This is a genomic window from Pseudomonas sp. Pseusp10 (genome assembly GCF_059492225.1).
In genome coordinates this window covers 4,966,239-4,987,750 of the sequence record NZ_CP168528.1, presented here as the reverse complement: position 1 = coordinate 4,987,750, position 21,512 = coordinate 4,966,239, and the positions used below count along the sequence as shown (strand labels likewise).

Annotated in this window: 14 protein-coding genes and 1 other RNA gene; 11 read left to right on the top strand and 4 right to left on the bottom strand. The window is 60.4% G+C overall.

Features of this window, described 5'->3' with window-relative positions:
• The 3 genes from xdhC to xdhA all read right to left on the bottom strand — a co-directional run bounded on the left by xdhC (position 1) and on the right by xdhA (position 4,823).
• Entirely contained in the window at positions 1–858 is an 858-nt protein-coding gene (gene xdhC / locus ACEN8Z_RS22655; RefSeq protein WP_495595741.1) for a xanthine dehydrogenase accessory protein XdhC, read from the bottom strand.
• A 118-nt stretch (positions 859–976) separates the two neighbouring features.
• Complete coding sequence (xdhB, locus tag ACEN8Z_RS22650; RefSeq protein ID WP_495595740.1) at positions 977–3,376, bottom strand: xanthine dehydrogenase molybdopterin binding subunit; 2,400 nt, start codon at positions 3,374–3,376, stop codon at positions 977–979.
• A complete protein-coding gene (xdhA, locus tag ACEN8Z_RS22645; RefSeq protein WP_495595739.1) occupies positions 3,369–4,823 on the bottom strand; it encodes a xanthine dehydrogenase small subunit in 1,455 nt (484 codons plus the stop codon). The genes xdhB and xdhA overlap by 8 nt, the downstream gene beginning before the upstream one ends.
• Before the next feature lie 458 nt (positions 4,824–5,281).
• Between xdhA and ACEN8Z_RS22640 the strand changes: the two genes are divergently transcribed.
• The 7 genes from ACEN8Z_RS22640 to ACEN8Z_RS22610 all read left to right on the top strand — a co-directional run bounded on the left by ACEN8Z_RS22640 (position 5,282) and on the right by ACEN8Z_RS22610 (position 15,926).
• Entirely contained in the window at positions 5,282–5,941 is a 660-nt protein-coding gene (locus ACEN8Z_RS22640; RefSeq protein WP_495595738.1) for a GntR family transcriptional regulator, read from the top strand.
• Positions 5,942–5,943: 2 nt separating this feature from the next.
• Positions 5,944–9,432 (top strand): chromosome segregation protein SMC, encoded by a 3,489-nt coding sequence (gene smc, locus ACEN8Z_RS22635; RefSeq protein WP_495595737.1) that lies wholly within the window; start codon positions 5,944–5,946, stop codon positions 9,430–9,432.
• Positions 9,433–9,690: 258 nt separating this feature from the next.
• Entirely contained in the window at positions 9,691–10,545 is an 855-nt protein-coding gene (gene zipA, locus ACEN8Z_RS22630; RefSeq protein WP_495595736.1) for a cell division protein ZipA, read from the top strand.
• 128 nt (positions 10,546–10,673) lie between these two features.
• A complete protein-coding gene (gene ligA, locus ACEN8Z_RS22625) occupies positions 10,674–13,031 on the top strand; it encodes an NAD-dependent DNA ligase LigA (protein WP_495595735.1) in 2,358 nt (785 codons plus the stop codon).
• Positions 13,032–13,204: 173 nt separating this feature from the next.
• A complete protein-coding gene (locus ACEN8Z_RS22620) occupies positions 13,205–14,371 on the top strand; it encodes a zinc-binding metallopeptidase family protein (protein WP_495595734.1) in 1,167 nt (388 codons plus the stop codon).
• Positions 14,372–14,482: 111 nt separating this feature from the next.
• An RNA gene (gene ffs / locus ACEN8Z_RS22615) (signal recognition particle sRNA small type) lies at positions 14,483–14,579 on the top strand.
• Between the two features lie 726 nt (positions 14,580–15,305).
• The gene (locus tag ACEN8Z_RS22610; RefSeq protein WP_495595733.1) at positions 15,306–15,926 is read left to right on the top strand and encodes a methyltransferase family protein; all 621 of its coding nucleotides are present in this window, start codon (positions 15,306–15,308) and stop codon (positions 15,924–15,926) included.
• Between the two features lie 148 nt (positions 15,927–16,074).
• On the opposite strand, the gene ACEN8Z_RS22605 is transcribed toward ACEN8Z_RS22610, so the two are convergent.
• Positions 16,075–16,872, bottom strand: coding sequence for a substrate-binding periplasmic protein (locus tag ACEN8Z_RS22605; RefSeq protein WP_495595732.1), 798 nt, complete (start codon positions 16,870–16,872; stop codon positions 16,075–16,077).
• A 123-nt stretch (positions 16,873–16,995) separates the two neighbouring features.
• Between ACEN8Z_RS22605 and dnaX the strand changes: the two genes are divergently transcribed.
• The 4 genes from dnaX to recR all read left to right on the top strand — a co-directional run bounded on the left by dnaX (position 16,996) and on the right by recR (position 21,460).
• The gene (gene dnaX, locus ACEN8Z_RS22600) at positions 16,996–19,065 is read left to right on the top strand and encodes a DNA polymerase III subunit gamma/tau (RefSeq protein WP_495595731.1); all 2,070 of its coding nucleotides are present in this window, start codon (positions 16,996–16,998) and stop codon (positions 19,063–19,065) included.
• A gap of 68 nt (positions 19,066–19,133) precedes the next feature.
• Positions 19,134–19,472 (top strand): YbaB/EbfC family nucleoid-associated protein, encoded by a 339-nt coding sequence (locus tag ACEN8Z_RS22595; protein ID WP_495595730.1) that lies wholly within the window; start codon positions 19,134–19,136, stop codon positions 19,470–19,472.
• Between the two features lie 271 nt (positions 19,473–19,743).
• Positions 19,744–20,778: an NADPH-dependent curcumin/dihydrocurcumin reductase gene (gene curA / locus ACEN8Z_RS22590; RefSeq protein ID WP_495595729.1), complete on the top strand. Its 1,035-nt coding sequence runs from the start codon at positions 19,744–19,746 to the stop codon at positions 20,776–20,778.
• Between the two features lie 79 nt (positions 20,779–20,857).
• Positions 20,858–21,460 carry a recombination mediator RecR gene (gene recR / locus ACEN8Z_RS22585; protein WP_007995809.1) on the top strand — a complete coding sequence of 201 codons (603 nt, stop codon included), beginning with the start codon at positions 20,858–20,860 and terminating at the stop codon, positions 21,458–21,460.
• Positions 21,461–21,512: the final 52 nt, after the last annotated feature.

Here is a 21,512-nt window from a genome sequence, read left to right as displayed (position 1 = left end):
TCAGTTCGAGGCTTTCAAGTTTGCGGTTTGGCTGCGGCGTGACGCGGGCAGCAGTTTGGCAATCGATCCGGCGCTGGCGGTGTGCTGGCCGAAGTTCGCGTTATAGGTGGCGATGATCTCGCCGGCGATGGAGATGGCAATTTCCACAGGCAGCTTGCCTTTGACTTCGCCAATGCCCATCGGGCAGCGCATGCGTTGCACGACGCTGTTGTCGAAACCGCGGTCGCGCAGGCGATGTTCGAACTTCACCCGTTTGGTCTTCGAACCGATCAGGCCGAAGTAGGCGAAGTCGTTACGCTTGAGAATCGCGGCGGTCAGTTCGAGGTCGAGCTGGTGGTTGTGGGTCATGACGATGTAGTAGCTGCCGGCGGGCAGGTCGTCGATTTCATCGACGGGTTCTTCGCTGACGATCTTGCGCACGCCATGGGGGATCTGTTCGGGAAATTCCGCATCCCGCGAGTCGATCCAGCGCACCCGGCAAGGCAGGCTGGCCAGCAACGGCACCAGCGCCCGGCCGACGTGGCCGGCACCAAACACGGCGATCTGCGCATGTACCTGGCCCATCGGTTCGAACAGCAATACCGTGGCGCCGCCGCAGCACTGGCCCAGGCTGGCACCGAGGCTGAAACGCTCCAGATGGGTGTCCTGCTTGCCGCTGGCGAGCATCTCGCGGGCGATCTGCATGGCCTTGTATTCCAGGTGCCCGCCACCGATGGTGTCGAAGGCCTGGTTCGCGCTGATGACCATCTTCGAGCCGGCATTGCGCGGCGTCGAGCCGAGCTCTTCGATGATGGTTATCAGCACGCAGGGCTCACCCCGGTTTTGCAGGTCGGCGAGGGCGTCGATCCAGTTGTACATGTTTCACCTCAACATCTCTGTTGTCTGTACCGGCCTCATCGCGAGCAGGGCTCGCTCCTACAGTTGGAATGCATCCCCCTGTAGGAGCGAGCTTGCTCGCGATAGCCGCACCTCGGTCTTAAAGCGAAGCCAACTCGGTCTCAGCCTCGACAGCCTTCGCCGCCTTCAACTGGCGCATCTGCTCACAGCCCCACAACACCCGCTCCGGAGTCGCCGGTGCGTCGATTTTCGGTTGATGCCTGTAATCGCCCAGGCTCGCCACCGCGTCCTTGATTGCACACCACGAGGCGATGCCAAGCATGAACGGCGGCTCGCCCACGGCCTTGGAATGGAACACCGTGTCTTCCGGGTTCTTGCGGTTTTCCACCAGCTTCACCCGCAGGTCCAGCGGCATGTCCGCCACGGCCGGGATCTTGTAGCTGGCCGGGCCGTTGGTCATCAGCTTGCCCTTGTTGTTCCACACCAGCTCTTCCATGGTCAGCCAGCCCATGCCCTGGATGAAACCGCCCTCGACCTGGCCGATGTCGATGGCCGGGTTCAGCGAGGCGCCGACGTCGTGGAGGATGTCGGTGCGCAGCATCTTGTATTCGCCGGTCAGGGTGTCGACCAGCACTTCGCAGCACGCTGCGCCAAAGGCGAAGTAGTAGAACGGCCGACCACGGGCCTGGCTGCGGTCGTAGTAGATTTTCGGGGTCTTGTAGAAGCCGGTGCTCGACAGCGACACCTGGGCGAAGTACGCCTGCTGGATCAGCGCTTCGAAGGTCAGGATGTGATCACGAACCCGCACGTGGCCGTTGTGGAAAACCACGTCTTCTTCGCTGACCTTGTATTGGCGGGCAGCGAATTCCACCAGGCGTTTCTTGATGGTTTCCGCCGCGTTCTGCGCGGCCTTGCCGTTCAGGTCGGCACCACTGGAGGCAGCGGTCGGCGAGGTGTTCGGTACTTTGTCGGTGTTGGTCGCGGTGATCTGCACGCGATCCATTTCCACCTGGAACACTTCGGCCACGACCTGCGCGACCTTGGTGTTCAGGCCCTGGCCCATTTCGGTGCCGCCGTGGTTGAGGTGGATGCTGCCGTCGGTGTAGACATGCACCAAGGCGCCTGCCTGGTTGAGGAAGCTGGCGGTGAAGGAAATGCCGAATTTCACCGGGGTCAGCGCCAGGCCTTTTTTCAGGATCGGGCTGTTGGCGTTGTAGCGACGGATCGCTTCGCGGCGCTCATGGTACTGGCTGCTTTCTTCCAGTTCGGCGGTCATTTCCTCGAGCATGTTGTGCTCGACGGTCTGGTAGTAGTGAGTGACGTTGCGCTCGGTCTTGCCGTAGTAGTTGGCCTTGCGCACCGCCAGCGGATCAAGGGCCAGGTGACGGGCAATGGCGTCCATCACTTCTTCGATGGCGACCATGCCTTGCGGGCCGCCGAAACCACGGTAGGCGGTGTTCGACGCGGTGTTGGTCTTGCAGCGGTGACCGTTGATGGTCGCATCGCCCAGGTAGTACGAGTTGTCCGAGTGGAACATCGCGCGGTCGACGATCGATGCCGACAGGTCAGGCGAACAACCGCAGTTGCCGGCCAGTTCCAGGTTGATGCCGTGCAGGCGGCCGGTGCTGTCGAAGCCGACATCGTATTCGACATAGAACGGGTGACGCTTGCCGGTCATCAGCATGTCTTCGACCCGTGGCAGACGCATCTTGGTCGGCTGGCCGGTGAGGTGCGCGATCACCGCGCACAGGCACGCCGGGCTCGCCGCCTGGGTTTCCTTGCCGCCGAAACCACCGCCCATGCGACGCATGTCGACGACGATCTTGTTCATCGACACGTCGAGTACTTCGGCCACCAGTTTCTGCACTTCGGTGGGGTTTTGCGTGGAGCAGTAGACGATCATGCCGCCGTCTTCAGTCGGCATCACCGAAGAGATCTGGGTTTCCAGGTAGAAGTGTTCCTGGCCGCCGATGTGCAGTGTGCCCTGGATGCGGTGCTCGGCAGTGGCCAGCGCCGTGGCAGAGTCGCCGCGTTTATGGGTGTGGCTGTCGAGAACAAAGTGGCGTTTGCGCAGGGCTTCGACCACATCCAGCACCGGTTCGAGATCTTCGTATTCGATGATCGCGGCCATTGCTGCCTTGCGCGCGGTTTCCAGGTCTTTCGCGGCAACGGCGACCACCGGTTGACCGACGAATTGCACTGTGTCGATGGCCAGCAGCGGATCGCCCGGCAGCAACGGGCCGATGTCTTTCAGGCCTGGCACGTCTTCGTGGGTGATGGCGATGCGCACGCCTTCGAAGGCATAGCAGGGCGCGGTGTCGATGCTGATGATCCGGGCGTGGGCACGGTCCGACATGCGCGCATAAACGTGCAACTGGTTCGGAAACTCCAGGCGATCGTCGATGTACTGCGCTTCACCGGAGACATGCTTGGCGGCGCTGTCGTGCTTGACGCTGCGACCGACACCGGTGGTCAGGTCCTTGGCGAACAGTTCAGCCAATTCGGCTTGGGTCTTCTCTACTGCGTGATGATTAGACATAAGCGGTCACCCGAGTCTCGATGTGCGGTGTTTGCAGTTCGATGAAGTATTTACGCAGCAGGTTCTGCGCGCTGAGCAGGCGATATTCCTTGCTGGCGCGGAAGTCCGAGAGCGGTGTGAAGTCTTCGCCCAGGGCCGCGCAGGCGCGTTCAACGGTGGCGTTATTGAATGGCGAGCCGAGCAACGCGGCTTCGCAGGCTGCAGCACGTTTCGGGATGGCTGCCATGCCGCCGAAGGCGACGCGGGCCTCGGCTACCACGCCGTTTTCCAGGCGAATATTGAAGGCGGCGCACACCGCGGAAATGTCATCGTCGAGGCGCTTGGAGACTTTGTAGGCGCGGAACAGTTTTTCGACGCTGGCGCGCGGCACGATGATCTTTTCGATGAACTCGCTTTCCTGACGCGCAGTGACGCGGTAATCGATGAAGTAATCTTCCAGCGCCAGAGTGCGGCGGGTTTCGCCTTTGCACAGCACGATTTGCGCGCCGAGGGCGATCAGCAGGGGCGGCGAGTCACCAATCGGCGAGGCGTTGCCGATGTTGCCGCCCAGGGTGCCCTGGTTGCGGATCTGCAAGGACGCGAAGCGGTGCAGCAATTCACCGAAGTCCGGGTACTCGGCGTTCAACGCCTCGTAGCAATCGGAAAGGGCCGTGGCGGCGCCGATTTCCAGGCGATCGTCAAAGCGGTCGATGCGCTTCATCTCGGCGACGTTGCCGACGTAGATCATCACCGGCAGGGTGCGGTGGAACTGCGTGACTTCCAGCGCCAGGTCGGTACCGCCGGCCAGCAGGCGGGCCTGTGGATAAGCGTCGTAGAGGTCGGCCAGGTCGGCCACGGTCAGCGGCACCAGGCAGCGTTTGTCGCCACTGTTGAGTTCGCCGATATCGGTCGGGGCAATGGCTTTCAGGCGCGCGATGGTGTCGGCCTCGCGGGCGTCGAACTGGTCCGGTTGCCTGGCGCAGCAGGACTGCTCGGCGGCTTCCAGGATCGGCCGGTAGCCGGTGCAACGGCAGAGATTGCCGGCCAGTGCTTCGTGGGCCTTGGCATGATCCGGTGCATCGCTGTTCTTTTGCAGGGCAAACAGCGACATCACGAAGCCGGGGGTGCAGAAGCCGCATTGCGAGCCGTGGCACTCGACCATGGCTTTCTGCACGCTGTGCAGTTCACCTTTGTGCTTGAGGTCTTCGACGCTGATCAGTTGTTTGCCGTGCAGGGACGACACGAACGTCAGGCACGAGTTGAGGCTGCGATAGCGAATGTGTTCGCGACCGTCGTCATCCGTTTGCAACTCGCCGACCACCACGGTGCAGGCGCCGCAGTCACCGCTGGCGCAGCCTTCTTTGGTGCCGGGTTTGCCCACATGGTCGCGCAGATAATTGAGCACGGTCAGGTTCGGGTCCAGGGCGTGCTCGCTACGGAGTTCCTGGTTTAGTAAAAACTGGATCACGGAAGGCCTCGCAGACTCATTATTGTTGTTAACCGATAGGAACCGAATTTAGCAGGTCTGACTTTTCGGTCAATGATTTTCTGACTTAAAGGTCAGGAAATTGCAAATTGTCGATTAACCACCTGTTCCTTAATTATTGTCGTTGGTTCGATAGCCTGCTTTTTTTGCTTGAATCGTGCCAAAAACCACCGGGCGGGCACTCTAATGCTGTTCAGTTAAGCGAATGTGGTCCTCTGTAGGAGCGAGCTTGCTCGCGATGGTCGTTAACGATAACGCGTACTTACTGGCTAAACGCGGCGCGCTTGAGTCCATCGTCGGAACGCCGCCCGGAGCAAGCTCGCTCCTACGAAGAATCACTTCGCTTAAGTGAACAACATTACGGACGGGCACTCCGCCCTCACGCAGCAATTGCGCTACACTGCGCCGCTTGTACAGATCGAAGAGTTTGAAGGACAACCATGACGTTCAAGGCGCCGGACAGCCTCGCCGAGCAAATCGCTCGCCACCTCGCCGAACGCATCATTCGCGGCGAAATGAAGCCCGGGGAGCGCATCCAGGAACAGAAGGTCACGCTGGCCCTCAATGTCAGCCGTGGTTCGGTCCGCGAGGCCTTGCTGATCCTCGAGCGTCGGCACCTGATCGCGATCCTGCCGCGCCGTGGCGCCCACGTCACCGAGCTCACGCCGCACAAGGTGCAGAGCCTGTGCACGCTGATGAGCGAACTCTATATTCTGCTCGGTAACTCGGTGGCCAGCGGCTGGAAAACCCAGGCCGACATGGCGCCGTTCGTGCAGATCCAGCAACGCCTGACTGCCAGCTACGAGCGTCAGGACATCCGCACTTTCGTCGACGACAGCTTCAATGTGATGCGTGCCGCGTACCCGTTCGCCAACAACCCGTACTTGCAGGAAACCGTCGAGAATCTGCAGCCGGCCATGAGCCGTGCCTATTTCCTCGCCCTGGACCAGCGCAAGGCATCCATGAGCGAGTTCCTGGAACTGTTCGAACGCTTGCTTGCTGCCGTGCTGGCCCGTGACTTTCCGCAGATCCGCGAAGTGCTGACGGCTTACGCCCAGCGCAGTTGCGATCTGGTGGTTTCTGCCCTGACGGACGCCTGAGCGTGCGGCTCAAGTGCATCAAGCTGGCGGGGTTCAAGTCCTTCGTCGACCCGACCACGGTGAACTTCCCCAGTAACATGGCGGCGGTGGTCGGGCCCAATGGCTGCGGCAAATCGAACATCATCGACGCCGTACGCTGGGTGATGGGCGAGAGTTCGGCGAAGAACCTGCGCGGCGAGTCGATGACCGACGTCATCTTCAACGGCTCTACCAGCCGCAAACCGGTGAGCCAGGCGAGCATCGAACTGGTGTTCGATAACTCCGACGGCACATTGCTCGGTGAATACGCCGCCTACGCGGAAATCTCCATTCGCCGCAAAGTGACCCGCGACAGCCAGACCACCTATTACCTCAACGGCACCAAATGCCGGCGTCGTGACATCACCGACATCTTCCTCGGCACCGGCCTTGGCCCGCGCAGCTACTCGATCATCGAGCAGGGGATGATCTCCAAGCTGATCGAGTCCAAGCCCGAAGACCTGCGCAACTTCATCGAAGAAGCGGCGGGCATCTCCAAGTACAAGGAGCGCCGGCGCGAGACGGAAAACCGTATTCGTCGTACCCACGAAAACCTTGAGCGCCTGACTGACCTGCGCGAAGAGCTTGAACGCCAGCTCGAACGCTTGCACCGCCAGGCCGAGGCCGCCAGGAAGTATCAGGAATTCAAGGGCGAGGAGCGTCAGCTCAAGGCGCAACTGTCGGCCCTGCGCTGGCAGGCGCTGAACGATCAGGTCGGCCAGCGTGAAGCGATCATCGGCAACCAGGAAGTTTCTTTCGAAGCCCTGGTGGCCGAACAGCGCAATGCCGACGCGAGCATCGAGCGCCTGCGTGACGGGCACCACGACCTGTCGGAGCGCTTCAATCTGGTGCAGGGGCGCTTCTACTCGGTCGGCGGCGACATAGCCCGGGTCGAGCAGAGTATCCAGCACGGCCAGCAGCGTTTGCGCCAGTTGCAGGATGACCTGAAAGAGGCCGAACGCGCACGCCTGGAAACCGAATCGCACCTGGGTCACGACCGCACGCTGCTGCTGACACTCGGCGAAGAGCTGGACATGCTCACCCCGGAGCAGGAAGTCACCAGCGCCGCCGCCGAAGAGGCCGCTGCCGCGCTGGAAGAATCCGAAACCACCATGCATGGCTGGCAGGAGCAGTGGGATACGTTCAACCTGACCGCCGCCGAGCCGCGCCGTCAGGCCGAAGTGCAGCAATCGCGGATCCAGCAGCTGGAAACTAGCCTGGAGCGCCTGGCCGATCGCCAGAAGCGTCTTGGCGAAGAGCGCGCCTTGCTCTCGGCGGATCCGGAAGACGCGGCGATCATGGAGCTCAGCGAGCAGCTCGCTGAATCCGAGGCGACCCTCGAAGATTTGCAGACCAGTGAAGAGGCTCAGGTCGAAAAGCTCGAGCAACTGCGCCAGCAATTACAGCAAACGCTGACGGCGCAACAACAGGCCCAGGGCGATTTGCAGCGGCTCAACGGTCGACTGGCTTCGCTCGAAGCCTTGCAGCAAGCCGCGCTCGATCCGGGCACCGGCACCGCCGAATGGTTGCGCGAACAGAATCTCGCTGATCGCCCTCGCTTGGCCGAAGGCCTCAAGGTTGAGGCAGGTTGGGAGCTGGCGGTAGAGACCGTGCTCGGCGCCGACCTGCAAGCGGTGCTGGTGGATGATTTCAACGATTTCGATCTGTCGGGCTTTGCCCAGGGCGATTTGCGTTTGCTCAGTCCGGCCAGCGATGGCCTACGGGTGCCGGGCAGCTTGTTGGATAAGGTCGAGGCGCAGATCGATCTGTCACCATGGTTGGGCCAGGTCAAGCCGGTCGACAGCCTTGAGCAGGCCTTGGCCTTGCGCGGGCAATTGGCTGCCGGCCAGAGTCTGATCAGTCGCGACGGCTATTGGGTCGGTCGGCATTTCCTGCGCGTGCGTCGGGCCAGTGAGGCGGAAAGCGGCGTGCTCGCCCGTGGTCAGGAAATCCAGCAGCTGGGCCTTGAGCGCGAAGAGCGCGAAGCGGCTGTCGAAACCCTGGAAACCCAACTGCAAAATCTCAGGGCGCAACAGCGTCAGCAGGAAAACGGTCGCGAACATTTGCGCCGTTTGCTGCAGGACGAAGCCCGCCAGCAAGGTGAGTTAAAGGCTCAATTGTCCGCCGGCAAAGCCAAGGCCGAACAGTTGACCCTGCGCCGTACCCGTCTCGACGAAGAGCTCACCGAGCTGGACGAACAGCGGGCACTGGAGCACGAACACATCGGTGAAGCGCGCCTGCAATTGCAGGAAGCCCTCGACAGCATGGCGCTGGACACCGAGCAGCGTGAGTTGCTGCTGGCGCAGCGCGACAGTTTGCGTGAGCGCCTGGACCGGGTGCGTCAGGAAGCGCGGCAACACAAGGATCATGCCCATCAGTTGGCGGTGCGTTTGGGTTCGCTCAAGGCGCAGCATGATTCGACGCGCCAGGCGCTGGAGCGGCTGGAGATGCAGTCCGAGCGCCTGACCGAAAAGCGCGAACAACTGAGCCTCAATCTGGAGGAGGGCGAAGCGCCACTGGAAGAGCTGCGCCTGAAACTCGAAGAACTGCTCGACAAGCGCATGACCGTCGACGAAGAACTCAAGACCGCGCAGATCGCCCTCGAAGACGCCGACCGCGAACTGCGCGACGCCGAGAAGCGCCGCAGCCAGGCCGAACAACAATCCCAGTTGATTCGCAGCCAGCTCGAAACCCAGCGCATGGAATGGCAAGCCCTGACCGTGCGCCGCAAGACCTTGCAGGATCAGTTGCTGGAAGACGGCTACGATCTCCACGGCGTACTCGCGACGTTGACCGCCGAGGCCAGCGAGAAGGAAGCCGAGGAAGAGCTCGAGCGCATCGCCGCGAGGATTCAGCGCCTGGGCGCGATCAACCTGGCGGCCATCGATGAGTACCAGCAACAATCGGAGCGTAAACGTTATCTGGATGCGCAGAACGACGATCTGGTGGAAGCATTGGAGACACTGGAAAACGTCATCCGCAAGATCGACAAGGAAACCCGTAACCGTTTCAAGGATACCTTTGATCAGATCAATGGCGGTTTGCAGGCGCTTTTCCCAAAAGTTTTCGGTGGAGGCCGCGCTTATTTGGAACTGACGGGCGAAGATTTACTCGATACAGGGGTAACGATCATGGCGCAGCCGCCAGGAAAGAAGAACAGCACCATCCATTTGCTCTCCGGTGGCGAAAAAGCCCTGACCGCATTGGCCCTGGTTTTTGCGATCTTCAAGTTGAATCCGGCGCCGTTCTGCATGCTCGATGAGGTTGACGCGCCACTGGATGACGCTAACGTTGGACGCTACGCGCGGTTGGTAAAAGAGATGTCGCAGACAGTGCAGTTCATCTATATCACCCACAACAAGATCGCCATGGAAATGGCCGAACAACTGATGGGTGTGACGATGCACGAACCCGGCTGTTCACGTCTGGTGGCCGTGGATGTCGAGGAGGCGATGGCGATGGTGGATGCCTGAGTCGTGGTGGCAGGAAGGGGGGTGTATGGGTTGTAGGACTCTTTTACTGGCTTCGACTTGCTGGCTAATCGACATATTCGCGCTAGCCAAGGTGGTAGACGGTGTAAAGTTGCCTTTGGTCGTGCTAGTTTAATGTCAATTTTTCGTATACGTGGGCAAAACGCCTGTCAGAACATAGAGTTGGCGCCACGTTTTAAAGCGGTTTGCAGGTTGTAAACCCCTTATTTTTCAGCATTTTTCATAGAGGCACGGGATTACATGGAAATCGGTCTGCGCGAGTGGCTGATCGTCATCGGCATTATTGTCATTGCCGGTATTCTTTTCGATGGCTGGCGCCGTATGCGCGGCGGCAAGGGAAAACTGAAATTCCGTCTTGACCGAAGTCTGTCCAATCTGCCGGACGAGGACAGCAGCGCCGAGCTGCTGGGCCCGCCGCGCGTGCTGGACACGCATAAAGAGCCGCAACTGGACGAGCAGGATCTGCCGTCGGTGAGCATGCCGGCCCGCGAGCCCCGTGAGTCGGGTTCCAAGCGCGGCAAGCGTGGCCACAGCGAGCCTTCCCAGGGCGACATGAACCTCAGCCTGGATCTGGACGGCGGCCCGAGCTTCAGCAGTCGCGACGACGATTTCCCGAATGACACCAAGGCTTCGCCATCGGTCAGCGACAAAGAGCAACCGCAAGCTGAAGAAGTGCTGGTGATCAGCGTGATCTGTCGTGACGCGGCCGGCTTCAAGGGCCCGGCGCTGTTGCAGAACATTCTGGAAAGCGGCCTGCGTTTCGGCGAGATGGATATCTTCCACCGTCACGAAAGCATGGCGGGTAACGGGGAGGTGCTGTTCTCCATGGCCAACGCCGTCAAGCCAGGTGTATTCGACCTGGACGACATCGACCACTTCAGCACCCCGGCGGTCAGCTTCTTCCTGGGGCTGCCAGGCCCTCGCCATCCGAAGCAAGCTTTCGACGTCATGGTGGCAGCGGCGCGTAAATTGTCCCAGGAGCTCAACGGCGAACTGAAGGACGACCAGCGCAGCGTACTGACCGCCCAGACGATCGAGCACTACCGTCAGCGCATTGTGGAATTCGAACGCCGCGCCCTGACCCAGAAACGATAAAGGCAAAAGATCGCAGTCTCGTTTCACTCTGTAGGAGCTGTCGAGTGAAACGAGGCTGCGATCTCTTGATCTTAATGAGATGAGATAGAGCAGCCTCGGCTGCTCTTTTGCTTTACGAGAGAACACCCATGACCGCCGCCAAGAACCGTATTTTAGAGCTGCGCGCTGAACTCGATCAGCACAACTATCGTTATCACGTGCTGGACGAACCGAGCATTCCGGACGCCGAATACGACCGCTTGTTCAACGAGCTCAAGGCCCTTGAGGCGGCCAATCCCGAACTGATCACCAGCGATTCACCGACCCAGCGAGTGGGCAGCGCGGCGCTGTCGGCGTTTACCCAGGTGCGTCACGAAGTGCCGATGCTCAGCCTCGGCAACGCCTTCGAAGAAACCGACATGCGCGAGTTCGACCGCCGGGTGACCGAAGGTCTGGACCTGCCGGCCGGCGACCTGTTCGGGGGCGGCGCAACAGTCGAATACAGCTGTGAACCCAAGCTCGATGGCCTGGCGGTCAGCCTGCTGTATCAGGATGGCGTACTGGTACGCGGCGCCACGCGCGGCGACGGCACGACTGGCGAAGACATCAGCGTCAACGTGCGCACCGTACGCAATATTCCGCTCAAGCTGCACGGCACTGGCTGGCCGGCGACCCTGGAGGTGCGCGGCGAAGTGTTCATGTCCAAGGCCGGCTTCGAGCGGCTCAACGCCACGCAACTGGAAGTCGGCGGCAAGACCTTCGCCAACCCGCGCAACGCCGCGGCAGGCAGTTTGCGGCAGCTGGATTCGAAGATCACCGCCAATCGTCCGCTGGAGTTCTGCTGCTACGGCATCGGCCAGGTGTCGGCGGACATTGCCGATACGCACATCGGCAATTTGCAGCAGCTCAAAGCCTGGGGCATGCCGATCAGTCATGAGCTGAAACTGGCGTACGGTATCGCCGAGTGCCTGGATTACTACCGCGACATCGGTGAGCGGCGCAACGCGCTGCCGTATGAAATCGACGGCGTGGTGTTCAAGGTCAACAGTATTGCCTCCCAGCGCGAACTGGGTTTCCGAGCCCGTGAGCCGCGTTGGGCCATCGCCCACAAATTCCCGGCGATGGAAGAACTCACCGAACTGCTCGATGTGGAATTCCAGGTCGGCCGCACCGGGGCGGTGACGCCCGTGGCGCGCCTGAAACCGGTCAAGGTCGCGGGTGTCACGGTGGCCAACGCCACGCTGCACAACATGGATGAAGTGGCGCGCCTGGGCTTGATGATCGGCGACACGGTAATCATCCGCCGCGCCGGTGACGTGATTCCGCAAGTGGTGCAAGTGGTCATGGAGCGTCGTCCGGAAAACGCCCGGCCGGTGCAGATTCCCGAGCAGTGCCCGGTGTGCGGCTCCCATGTCGAGCGCACGCAACTGATCAAGCGCAGCAAGGGCCGTGAGACGGTCAGCGAAGGCGCGGTGTACCGCTGCGTCGGTCGCCTGGCCTGTGGCGCGCAACTCAAGCAGGCAATCATTCACTTCGTTTCCCGTCGTGCCATGGACATCGAAGGCCTGGGGGAGAAAAGCGTCGAGCAACTGGTCGACGAAGGCCTGGTGAGTTCGCCGGCCGATCTGTACGCCCTGACGTTCGAGCAGATCGTCGATCTGGAAGGCTTTGCCGAACTGTCGAGCAAGAACCTGCTCGGCGCCATCGAAGACAGCAAGAAACCGGGCCTGGCGCGGTTCATCTACGCCCTCGGGATTCCCGATGTCGGCGAGGAGACTGCCAAGGTTCTGGCCCGCTCCCTGGGTTCGCTGGAACGGGTGCAACAGGCCTTGCCGCAGGTGCTGACGTACTTGCCGGATGTTGGCCTGGAAGTCGCGTACGAGATCCACAGCTTCTTTGAAGACGCACATAACCAGCAGGTGATCGCTGATTTGCTCAGGCATGGCATGCAGATTCAGGATCAGGGCGAGTTGGGTGCCGAGTTTTCGGCGAGCACCACGCTCGGCGGTTTCCTCGACAAGCTGCATATTCCGTCGGTCGGTCCGGGCGGGGCGCAGAAGCTGGCAGACAAGTTCGGCTCGCTGCAGGCGGTGATCGGCGCTGACTGGCTCGATATGCGCCAGGCGCTGCCGGAGAAACAAGCCAATTCGGTGCGTGAGTTCTTCGCGGTCGAGGCCAATCGCCAATTGGCCGAAGCGGCCGAGAAGCAACTGGCCGATTTCGGCATGCACTGGCAGAGCGAGAAGAAGGTCGTCGAAGGCTTGCCGCTGGCCGGGCAGACCTGGGTGCTGACCGGCTCGCTGGAGCTGATGAGTCGCGATATCGCCAAGGAAAAACTCGAAAGCCTGGGGGCCAAGGTCGCTGGCTCCGTGTCAGCCAAGACTCATTGCGTGGTGGCCGGGCCCGGCGCGGGCTCCAAGTTGACCAAGGCCAATGAGTTGGGCCTGAAGGTGCTGGATGAAGAAGCGTTTGTCGAGTTTCTGCGCGAGCACGATATTTCGGTGTGAAGCCATTCGCGAGCAAGCCCGCTCCCACATTCGATCGGATTCCCGCAGGAAGAACCCGGTTAAAGGTGGGAGCGGGCTTGCTCGCGAAGGCGATTTCAGCACCCCGGCAGAAAGCGGGAACGATCACGTCACGGTCATGATCTAGTCTCTGCAAGCCACCGGGAGAGATCGCCATGTACCGTTTCTTCGAACAGCTCAGTTCGCGCATTGCCGCACCGTTCATGGGCGAAAGCTCGCGCAACAGCAAGGTCTGGTGCTGTCGTTGCGGGCAGTCGCTGTTCTTTCGCAACAGCCAATGCCTGGCGTGTTCGGCAGCCCTTGGATATCAGTCTGAGCAAAGCCGTTTGTCTTCGCTGCAACCGGGCGAGCGCCCCGACACCTGGTTGCTCGACGCCGATCCGGAGGCGGGTGCGTTCCGCCGCTGCGCCAATCTCGATTCACCTGCAGCGTGTAATTGGCTGCTCCCGGCCAGTCATCACGAAACCTTGTGCATGGCTTGTAGCTTGAATCGCACGATTCCCGACCTGTCGATCACGGACAATCACGAACGCTGGCGCAAGGTGGAAACCGCCAAACGTCGCTTGGTGGCGCAACTGGTCAGCCTTGGATTGCCCGTCATCCCGAAAAGCGTGGATGAAGAAACCGGCCTTGCGTTCGATTTCATCGGCGTCGACCTTGAGGGCAAGCTGCCGACCACCGGCCACGCCAATGGCCTGATCACCCTCGATATCAAGGAGGCAGACGATGCCCATCGCGAGCAGGTGCGGGTGCAAATGCGCGAGCCCTATCGCACGCTGCTCGGGCATTTCCGTCACGAGGTCGGGCATTACTATTGGGATCGATTGATCGCCAACAGCCATTGGCTTGAGCCGTTTCGTGGATTGTTTGGCGATGAGCGCGCCAGCTATGCCGATGCCCTCGAGCGACATTATCAGCAGGGCGCACCGCTCGGCTGGCAGCAGCACTACGTCAGCGCCTACGCGACCATGCACCCATGGGAAGACTGGGCGGAAACCTGGGCGCATTACCTGCACATGATGGATGCGGTGGACACCGCGTTGGGATTTGGCATGAGTGCCCGGGAATGGGACTTCGACTATCAGCCGTTTGCGCTGGATACCCTCTACGATCCACTGCATCCCGGCGGCGCGGCTTTTCTGTCGTTCGTCAATGCGTGGATCGAACTGGCCGGCATGCTCAATGAACTGTCACGCAGCATGGGGCAGCCGGATTTCTATCCGTTCGTCCTGCCGCCGGCGGTGATTGCCCGGCTGCACTTTATTCACCTGGTGATTCAGCAGGAGGGCGGCAGGGCGGACGAGGTGCTACAGGCGCAATAGCAAGTGCTTGAACCCCTTCATATTTTTAATCCGAAACCAACGGTTGTAACTTCGCCTCAGATAGGTACAATGGCGCGGCTCGCCGACAGGTGAGCGTCGTTATGGTGACCCCATCGGTCCCCCCGCAACGATCAGCCGTGAACCCGGTCAGGCCTGGAAGGGAGCAGCCGCAGCGGTGACATTGTGTGCCGGGGTGTGGCTGGTGGGGTCGCCACCTATCTCTGAATCCTTGGGTCTACAAGGATTTGTCTGCAAAAAAATCTCGAAGTGTGACAGCGTTCAGGTACGCCGAAGTGGTGCGCCATACGAGACGCGCAGGCTTTACGTTTGCACTCTTCAAAACCTTGCTGCGCTCTCCAGTTTCCTTGCTGTGGCATCTCTGCGCACCTTCTCGCTGCTGGCCCAGGTTGGCAAACTACTTCGTATTAAGTGCGCCGTGAGCCAGTCGAGGGATATGCCAAGCTCACCGTGGTCCTGTTGGCTACGTGTGCTGGCCCGATCAGGAGCAATGTCCTGCTGATTTTTTGGGCTTAACGGAGTCATCACAATAGGCAAATCGAATAGTTGGGCATGTTGTTATGAGGATTCGATATTTGCGCAGATAGCTATTTGGTCCTATTGGTTATTATGGATAGATGCTTAATTCTATCAAGTTGTAAGGGATAATACTTCCAAGGCATCAAGGCAGACGTGCGTTTTTCCAGAAGTCGTGAGAGTGTCGGAGTTTTGTCTTGTCGCAGAGTCAGGCGGGGACGGATCTCAGTCTTGCTATCAGAGTGTTTTCAAGATGGAGCTTGAAGTCTGATTTTTGGCTAGGCTGTGATGATCAGTGATGACGCAATCACGGTGTCGACAATGTCAGTGGGTAAGGGGGGGGGCAAATCAAGGCGCCTCAAAACGGATTTTGGTTACTTTTCGGACAGGAGTTTCTGGCATGAGTTCATTGTCTGCAGTGCTGCAGTCGAGATGGGTCGGATTTTATAGCGGAGTTATCCTGGCGGGGGTGTGGAGTGTTTTTGCTTATGTTCATTTGGTCCGATTTCTAGAAACGCATCAACTGACGATGCTTTTGTTCTGTCTCTCCGAGACGCTGACAGCAGTTTTGTACATTTTTCGAAGCGAGCCAAAGACGGTTTCGCTCATTCCGCTCGACTGGTTGATGGCGGCAGGGGGGACTTTTACCCCATTGTTTTTCCGGCCGGAGGCTTGGGGGGTACTCCCGTGGGCAAGTTTTCTGATAGTTGTGGGAACGATCATTCAGGTGCTGGGTGTACTTTCTCTAAACCGTAGCTTTGCGCTCGTTGCCGCAAAGCGGGTTATCAAGACTGCGTGGATGTATCGCGTGGTGCGTCATCCTATCTATGCTAGTTATTGTCTGACATTTACGGGCTATGTATTGGCAAATACATCGCTGGCTAATATAGCTATCTATGTGGGAACTATCGGTTTTCTGGTCGCGCGAATATTTCGAGAAGAGGCGCATCTTTCTCTTGATCCATTATATCGAGAGTATATGCAGGGTGTTCGTTATCGGCTTGTTCCATTCTTGTTTTAGTTTTCGGGTGTTGGCTGGCGCCCTTACATGGTCGTCAGGTCAGGAGCAGCCGCAGCGGTGACATTGTGTGCCGGGGTGTGGCTGGTGGGGTTACCACCTTAACGCCACGCGAGTGTTCTCTCGCGTTATTTTTCCGAAAAAACTTTCGCTAGCTGCCAGGAACTTGTCCGGGGCGGTTTTTTGTCGTTTCCGATTTATCCACAGCCGCCGGCTCGCCACCGGTATACAACCGGACAATCTTATCGATCTCCCCGGACATCTTCATCCGCACCAGGGTGCGCAGAATGCTCTGTACCGGCACTTGCGGGTCGTTGCGCACGTAGCAGCCGACATTCTGCTCCTGCAGCACGGCCACGCTGTGCAACTGTTGCTCCGGCAGCAGGCGCAGATTGAACCAGTCCAGGCTCCATTGATTGCTGACGGCATAGCGGTTGCGGCCGGCGAGGAGCTTTTCCAGCACCAGTTCCTGATTGCGTGCGTCGTCGCGATGCAGTTGATCGGTGTCGAACAGCGGTTGCAGGGCCGGGTAGCTGTAGCCCAGCACGGTGCCGATGGACTGTTGTGGCAACTCCGCCGGATTCACTGCAGCGGGGTGCGCATTCGGGGTGATCAGCAGGTCGGGCTGGGTAAAGAGCGGGATGCTCCAGAGGTAGTCGTCGGACTGACGGGGCAGCCACGATTGCGCGGCATAACAGCGGATATTGACCTCGCCTTGTTCCATGGCGTTTTCCACCCGCCCGCGGGGCAACACATGGAATTCGGCCGGTACGCCGACCTGAGTCGCGAGACTGAGCATCACGTCATACAGAATGCCTTGGGTCGGTTTGCCTCCTTCAAGCTGCACCATGGGCATGGTCCAGCTGTCGGATATCACGAAGCGCAGCGGAGCTTGCGCGGCCACGCTGTCCAGGCTGATCAACAGCAATACCCCCAAGGCCAGCCGCATAAACACTCCATTAAATGCCTGCGATGTGCAGCTTAGCCAGAATACACGAGCGCACCGGATGCAATTTGTGCCTTGCTCCGCTAGCATTAGCCGCTTCTGCTTCCTTCGCTGCGACGGTTTTCGATGAGTTATCAGGTTCTTGCACGTAAATGGCGTCCGCGCTCGTTCCGCGAAATGGTCGGCCAGACCCATGTGCTCAAGGCTCTGATCAATGCCTTGGACAGCCAGCGGCTGCACCACGCGTACCTGTTTACCGGTACCCGGGGGGTCGGCAAGACCACCATCGCGCGGATCATTGCCAAATGCCTGAACTGTGAGACAGGTATCACTTCGACCCCCTGTGGCGAATGCTCGGTGTGCCGCGAAATCGACGAGGGCCGCTTTGTCGACCTGATCGAGATCGACGCCGCGAGCCGCACCAAGGTCGAAGACACTCGCGAGTTGCTCGACAATGTGCAGTACGCCCCGAGCCGTGGGCGCTTCAAGGTCTACCTGATCGACGAAGTGCACATGCTCTCCAGCCATTCCTTCAATGCACTGCTCAAAACCCTCGAAGAGCCGCCACCCTACGTCAAGTTCATCCTGGCCACGACCGACCCGCAGAAACTTCCTGCAACGATTCTGTCGCGGTGCCTGCAGTTCTCCCTGAAGAACATGACGCCCGAGCGCGTCGTCGAGCACTTGACCCACGTGCTGGGTGTCGAGAACGTGCCGTTCGAAGACGATGCGCTGTGGCTGCTGGGCCGTGCCGCCGACGGGTCGATGCGGGATGCCATGAGCCTGACCGACCAGGCGATTGCCTTCGGTGAGGGCAAAGTCATGGCCGCCGACGTGCGGGCGATGCTCGGGACCCTCGATCACGGGCAGGTCTACGACGTCCTGCATGCGCTGATCGAAGGCGATGCCAGGACGTTGCTCGAAGCCGTCCGCCACCTGGCCGAACAAGGCCCGGACTGGAACGGCGTACTTTCGGAAATTCTCAATGTGCTGCACCGCGTTGCCATCGCCCAGGCCTTGCCGGAAGGTGTCGATAACGGTCACGGCGACCGTGATCGCGTGCTGGCACTGGCCCGGGCCTTGCCGGCCGAAGACGTGCAGTTCTACTATCAGATGGGCCTGATCGGCCGCCGCGACTTGCCGCTGGCGCCGGATCCCCGGGGCGGTTTTGAAATGGTGTTGCTGCGGATGCTGGCGTTCCGGCCCGCAGACACCGCGGATGCCCCAAGGCAACCGCTAAAGCCAGTGGGGATCAGCCAGGCCACAGTTGATTCCGCAAACTCAGTGGCTGCCGCGCCGGTTGTTGCGCCGGTAGTCGCTGCGGCCGTTGCACCGATGGCGGCTGCGCCAGTGGCGGCTCCTGCACCTGCACCGGTAGCGCCGGTCGTTGTGCCAGAGCCTGCGCCTGTGGTTGAGGCGGTCGTGGTCGAAGAGGTTGTCGACCTGCCGTGGAATGACCCGGTCGAGCCGGCGCCCGTTCAGCAACCGGCGGTGGAGCCGGTGCTGGAAACCGCCAGCGAACAACCCGATTTACCGCCGATGCCGTTGCCGACGCCGGACAGCGTGGTGCCGGACGCCCCGGAATGGGCTGCCGCGCCGATCCCTGAACCTTCGGTGGCCGACGTCGATGCCGCGACGCCGGGCATGGACCTGGATGACGAGCCGCCGCTGGACGAGGATTACATCGAGCCGGACATGGATTCGGCCTACAGTTACCTCGACGAGTTGGCCAGCGAGCATGCCGCCGAGCCTGCTCCGGAGCCAGAGCCTGAGCCCGCGGCAATGCCGGCCACCGGTCTGGCCCTGCAATGGCTGGAGCTGTTCCCGAAATTGCCGATCTCCGGCATGACCGGCAGCATCGCCGCCAACTGCACGCTGATTGCGGTGGATGGCGACAATTGGCTGATGCACCTGGACCCGGCCCACAGTGCCTTGTTCAACGCCACTCAACAGCGTCGCCTCAACGATGCGCTGAACCAGTATCACCAGCGCACGCTGACCCTGAGCATCGAGCTGATCAAGCCCGAGCAGGAAACCCCGGCACAAGCGGCTTCGCGCCGCCGCGCCAACCGTCAGCGCGAGGCGGAGGAATCGATCCACGGCGATCCGTTCATCCAGCAAATGATGCAGCAGTTCGGTGCGGTGGTCCGTAACGATACTATTGAACCTGTCGACGCCCTGGTCACTCAGGGCTAATAACTGAAGGCGCTCGGCTACACTCCGCCGGGCGCTGTTTTGATCCAAGTACTTTTGAGGTGATTACCATGATGAAAGGTGGCATGGCCGGCCTGATGAAGCAGGCGCAGCAGATGCAGGAAAAAATGGCCAAGATGCAGGAAGAGCTGGCCAACGCCGAAGTCACCGGTAAGGCCGGTGGCGATATGGTCACCGTGGTGATGACCGGTCGTCATGACGTCAAGAGCGTGACCATCGACCCGAGCCTGGTCGAAGGCATGAGCGAAGACGACAAGGAAATGCTGGAAGCGGTCATTGCATCCGCGGTCAACGATGCCGTGCGCAAGATCGAAGCCAACAGCCAGGAAAAAATGGGCAGCATGACCGCCGGCATGCAAATGCCACCGGGCATGAAACTGCCATTCTGATTCGCCATCAGGCGGCAGATGAGCTACAAAAAATGCCAGGCATTGCGCTTGGCATTTTTGTTTCTGGCTGACAGGGATGCGGTGCCTGTGAAGTCGCCTTCGCGAGCAAGCCCGCTCCCACACTGGATTTGTGTACGACGCCCCCCCTGTGGGAGCGAGCTTGCTCGCGATGAAGTCGCCCCGGTACAACTGAAAACACATCGAACGCCATACCGCCACAAAGGTCTGCTCCCTATATCACCGAACCCCATCGCTCACAGGAGACGCTGCCATGTCCGACCCCATGCCCCTCAATCAACGCATTGTCCTGGCTTCACGCCCGGTCGGCGCGCCGACGCCGGAAAACTTCCGCATGGAGCGGGTAGCGTTGCCGGATCTGACCGACGGTCAGGTGCTGCTCAAGACCGTTTTCCTGTCACTGGATCCCTACATGCGCGGACGCATGAGTGACGCACCTTCCTACGCCGCACCGGTGGAAATCGGCGAAGTCATGACCGGGGGCGCTGTCAGCCGGGTCGAGCGCTCGCTCAATCCGAAATTTCAGGAAGGTGATCTGGTGGTCGGTGCCACCGGTTGGCAAAGCCACAGTATCAATGACGGGCGCAGCATCATCCCGGTGCCGTCGGGGTTGTCAAGTGCGTCGATGGCCCTCGGGGTGCTGGGCATGCCGGGCATGACCGCGTACATGGGGCTGATGGATATCGGCCAACCCAAGGCCGGCGAGACCCTGGTGGTTGCAGCGGCGTCCGGCGCGGTGGGTTCGGTGGTCGGCCAGGTGGCGAAGATCAAGGGCTTGCGCGTGGTCGGTGTGGCGGGTGGTGCGAACAAGTGCCGTTATGTCGTCGAAGAGCTGGGCTTCGATGCCTGCATCGACCACAGGAGCCCGGACTTTGCTGATGAGCTGGCGCAGGCCTGTCCCAAGGGCATCGACATTTATTATGAAAACGTCGGTGGCAAGGTGTTCGACGCCGTGGTGCCGTTGCTCAACCCCAAGGCGCGGGTTCCACTGTGCGGCCTGATTGCCTCCTATAACGCCCATGAAGCGCCGAGCGGGCCGGATCGTCTGCCACTGTTGCAACGCACCCTGTTGACCAAGCGGGTGCGCATCCAGGGCTTTATCGTGTTTGATGACTATGGTGATCGCCAGCCGGAATTCCTCAGTGCCATGGCGCCGTGGGTACGCGATGGCAAGGTGAAGTTCCGCGAGGACGTGGTCGATGGCCTGGAGCAGGCGCCCGATGCGTTCATCGGCCTGCTGGAGGGACGCAACTTCGGCAAACTGGTGGTTCGGGTTTCCCGGGACTGAGTAATTGACGCTGCAATTTGACGCTCAACCGAGGCGCGGGTATAAACCGCGTCTCGTTGTTTTGTCGGACTTTTCCATCATGAGCTTCAGCCCTTTGATTCGCCAACTGATCGACGCCCTGCGAATTTTGCCCGGCGTGGGTCAGAAAACCGCCCAGCGCATGGCGTTGCAGTTGCTCGAGCGTGACCGCAGCGGCGGCTCACGACTGGCACTGGCCCTGAGCCAGGCGATGGAAGGGGTCGGCCACTGCCGTTTGTGCCGTACGCTGACTGAAGATGATCTTTGCCCGCAATGCGCCGATACCCGTCGCGACGACACCTTGCTTTGCGTGGTGGAAGGGCCGATGGACGTCTATGCGGTGGAGCAGACCGGTTTCCGCGGTCGCTATTTCGTGCTCAAGGGGCATCTGTCGCCGCTCGACGGTTTGGGCCCGGAAGCCATCGGCATTCCGCAATTGATGGCGCGAATCGAAGAGGCGGGTACCTTCACCGAAGTCATCCTGGCCACCAACCCGACCGTGGAAGGTGAGGCCACCGCACACTACATCGCCCAGTTGCTCAGCAACAAAGGCCTGATCGCCTCGCGCATCGCCCACGGCGTACCGCTCGGTGGTGAGCTGGAGCTGGTGGATGGCGGGACGCTGGCGCATTCGTTTGCCGGGCGTAAGCCTATTTCGCTCTGAGTTCATGTGGTGTCCATGCTGACGCCATCGCGAGCAAGCTCGCTCCCACATT